The 3,461-nt window shown below is 64.5% G+C and carries 3 protein-coding genes and 1 pseudogene; 1 reads left to right on the top strand and 3 read right to left on the bottom strand.

Features of this window, described 5'->3' with window-relative positions:
* Positions 1–571: SDR family oxidoreductase (locus ENZ75_RS25410; protein ID WP_128278401.1), on the top strand; the 571-nt coding region annotated here is incomplete at its 5' end.
* A gap of 14 nt (positions 572–585) precedes the next feature.
* On the opposite strand, the gene ENZ75_RS25405 is transcribed toward ENZ75_RS25410, so the two are convergent.
* The 3 genes and pseudogenes from ENZ75_RS25405 to ENZ75_RS25395 form a co-directional block, all read right to left on the bottom strand.
* Positions 586–1,491, bottom strand: a complete 906-nt coding sequence (locus tag ENZ75_RS25405) for a dihydrodipicolinate synthase family protein (RefSeq protein ID WP_063169851.1) — start codon at positions 1,489–1,491, stop codon at positions 586–588.
* An 11-nt stretch (positions 1,492–1,502) separates the two neighbouring features.
* Positions 1,503–3,227, bottom strand: coding sequence for an L-arabinonate dehydratase (gene araD / locus ENZ75_RS25400; RefSeq protein ID WP_164887991.1), 1,725 nt, complete (start codon positions 3,225–3,227; stop codon positions 1,503–1,505).
* Positions 3,224–3,461: pseudogene (locus ENZ75_RS25395) on the bottom strand (FadR family transcriptional regulator); the annotation flags it as partial. The pseudogene ENZ75_RS25395 and the gene araD, both read right to left, overlap by 4 nt.

The raw sequence follows: 3,461 nt of genomic DNA, 5'->3' as shown, positions 1-3,461 counted from the left end.
GATCGTGGACGTCGCCGATTGGACGTCGGTGGACGCGGCGCGCGCCAGGACCGAAGATCTGGCCGGCAAGATTTCCATTCTGGTCAATTCCGCCGGAATTGCCGGCCCTGCCGCCCCGCTCGACGTCTACGACATCGAGACGTGGAAGAAGGTCATCGACGTCAACGTAAACGGTACGTTCTACGTCAATCGCGCCGTGGTTCCCGGAATGAAGGAGCGCAATTACGGACGGATCGTCAACATCGCTTCGGTCGCCGGCAAGGAGGGCAACCCCAACGCCTCCGCCTATTCAGCCTCGAAGGCGGCGGTCATCGGCTTGACCAAGTCGCTCGGCAAGGAACTGGCGCAGTACGACATCGCCGTGAACTGCATCTCGCCGGCCACGGCACAGACGCGCATCCTCGAACAGCTGACGCCGGAGCACATCGAATATATGCGCTCGCGCATTCCGCGCGGCCGCCTGCTGGAGGTCGACGAAGCCGCGGCGATGGTCGCCTGGCTCGTCTCCAAGGAGAACAGTTTCACGACCGCCTCCACGTTCGACCTGTCGGGTGGGCGGACGACCTATTGAAGGGCAGTTGCCGTTCAGCCAGGCAACCGACCGAGGCCAGCCGCAAAGCGCGCCACCATCGCCACGCCGGTCTCGTTGGGCCGCATCGCCGGAGCCCGGTCGTGTATCGGGATGCCTGCGCGGGCGCCGAACAGCCGCTTGCCGTAGCAGATCAGGTTCTCGATGCCCTGCATGACGAAGACCGCTGCCGGCAGCATTCTTGCGTACTCGGCCTCGGCCGTCGCTTCGTCACCGATCCGAAACGCATTGTAGGCGCGCACGGCGAGGTCGATGCCATCAGGCGCCAGGATCATGCCGCGGCAACCGATGCGGAAATTGTCGATCAGTTCAAGGCCGCCGCGTCCGTTGAAAACGGGTATCCGGCCTTCGGTGCGTTCGATCAATCCGGCAATGTCGGTGACAGGGCCTTCGCCCTTGATCAGCCTTATGTTGGGATGAAGCGTGACAAGTTCGCGGATCTCGTCCGATGACAGGCCGCGCCCGAAAAACGCCGGCGCGTTCTGGATCGCCACCGGCAGGTCGGTTGCCTCGGCGACGCGGCCGAAGAACCTGGTGTATTCCAGCGCACCATAGGATCCGACCGGCGGCGGCTGCAGGATCACCCAATCCGCTCCCACGCTTTCAGCATGGCGAAGCTGTGCCACCTGCTCAGCCACCGAAGCGCCGAAGATGGTGAAGGCAAGCGGCACTTTTCCAGCCGTATCTTCCGCCGTCCAGTCCATGATCGTCCGGCGCTCGGCCTCGGTCAGCTTGGCGACTTCCGTCGCCAGGCCGAGCGCCGCCATGCCGTGCACGCCCGTCGCCAGGCAGATCTCGACCTGCCGACGCATCGCCGCGCGGTCCAGTTGTTCGTTCGCGTCAAAGAGCGCGTAGAGAATGGCGTGAATGGCGTGGAAATCGTCAGGCCGGAAATTGGGCATGCTGGTCGGCCTCAATGGCTTTCGCGTGGAATGGCGTGGCCACGGCATCCGACGAGAAAGTCGAGATCGGCGCCGCGGTCCGCCTGCAGGACACGGTCGACATAGAGGCCCTGATAGCCGCCGCGCATCGCCGGGACGGGCGGTAGCCAGGATTCACGACGCCGCGCCAGCTCCTGTGCCGACACGTCGAGATGCAGCTTCCTTGCTTCGACGTCGAGCTCGATGAAGTCGCCGCTCCTGACCAGCGCCAGCGGGCCGCCGATGGCGGCTTCGGGTGCGGCATGCAGCACGACGGTGCCGAAGGCGGTGCCGGACATGCGGGCATCGGAGATGCGGATCATGTCGCGGACACCCTGCTTCAGCAGCTTCCGGGGCAGCGCCATGTTGCCGACCTCGGCCATCCCCGGATAGCCCTTGGGGCCGCAATTCTTCAGCACCATGATCGACGCTTCGTCGACGTCGAGCGCGGGATCGTCGACGCGCGCCTTGTAGTCGTCGATGTCCTCGAAGACGACGGCGCGGCCGCGATGCTTCATCAGGGCCGGTGACGCGGCTGACGGCTTGATGATGGCGCCGTCGGGCGCCAGATTGCCACGCAGCACCGCGATACCGCCATTGGGAGTAAGCGCCTTGTCGCGCGGGCGGATCACCTCGGGATTGTAGTTTTTAGCGTCACGGATGTTGTCGCGCACGGTCTTGCCGGTGACGGTCAGCACGTCGAGATCGAGCAGATCGCCGATCTCCTTCATGACCGCCGGAATGCCGCCTGCGTAGCAGAAGTCCTCCATCAGGAAGCGGCCTGACGGCATCAGGTCGAGGATGGTCGGTACATCGCGGCCATATCGATCCCAATCGTCCAGTGTCAGTTCGGTGCCGACGCGGCCGGCAATCGCCAGCAGATGCACGACCGCATTGGTCGAGCCGCCGATGGCACCATTGACACGGATGGCGTTGGCGAAAGCTTCTTTCTTGAGGATGGCGGACGGGCGGAGATTCTCATTGACCATCTCGACGATGCGCCGCCCCGTCATGCGGGCGATGCGGCTGCGGCGCGCGTCGACCGCCGGATAGGCAGCGTTGCCCGGCAGCGCCAGGCCGAGCGCTTCGACCATCGAGGCCATGGTCGAGGCCGTGCCCATGGTCATGCAATGACCCGGCGAGCGTGACATGGCACTCTCGGCATTAGCGAAATCCTGCTCGCTCATCACGCCGGCGCGGACATCCTCGGAGAATTTCCAGACATCGGTGCCGGAACCTATCTCGCGGCCCTGGAAACGGCCATTGAGCATCGGCCCGCCGGAAATGACGATCGACGGCAGGTCGCAGGAGGCCGCGCCCATGACCAGCGACGGGGTGGTCTTGTCGCAGCCTGCCATCAGCACGACACCGTCCATCGGATTGCCGCGGATCGCTTCCTCGACATCCATCGAGGCGAGATTGCGGAACAGCATCGCCGTCGGGCGCAGATTGGATTCGCCGCAGGAGAAGACCGGGAATTCCAGCGGCAGGCCGCCGGCTTCCAGCACGCCCGCCTTGATGTGCTCGATCAGGCCACGGAAATGCACGTGGCAAGGCGTGAATTCGGAGAAGGTGTTGCAGATGCCGATCACCGGGCGGCCGTCGAAGGCATCGTCGGGCAGGCCGTTGTTCTTCATCCAGCTGCGGTGAATGAAGGCGTTCTTGCCCTCACCGCCGAACCAGGCCTCGGACCGCAGTTTGCGTTTGGTGTCGGTCACGATGTCTGTTCCCGTTCCTGGCGGCGCTTGTTGCGGTTTTCGACGCTGCGGCGCACGTCCTCCTCGGCATTGTCGATGAGGACCAGCAGCGCCTTTTGTGCGCCGGTCGCGTCGCCGGCGGCGATCTTTTCGGCGACTTCCCGGTGCAGCGGCAATGAGGGGCGCTGCCCTTCCGGATTGTCGTTGGAAAGACGAAAGCTCGTCACCAATGCGGTTTCGACCAGTGCCGCCAGC

This window comes from Mesorhizobium sp. M7A.F.Ca.CA.002.04.1.1 (assembly GCF_004022805.1).
Classification (GTDB): domain Bacteria; phylum Pseudomonadota; class Alphaproteobacteria; order Rhizobiales; family Rhizobiaceae; genus Mesorhizobium; species Mesorhizobium ciceri.
The sequence above is the reverse complement of the archived record's forward strand: the minus strand, read 5'-3'. Positions and strand labels throughout refer to the sequence as shown.

Bases quoted from the DNA above. Each gene is read 5' to 3' on its own strand.
- ENZ75_RS25405 (WP_063169851.1), bottom strand. From the start codon at position 1,491: ATGCCCAATTTCCGGCCTGACGATTTCCACGCCATTCACGCCATTCTC.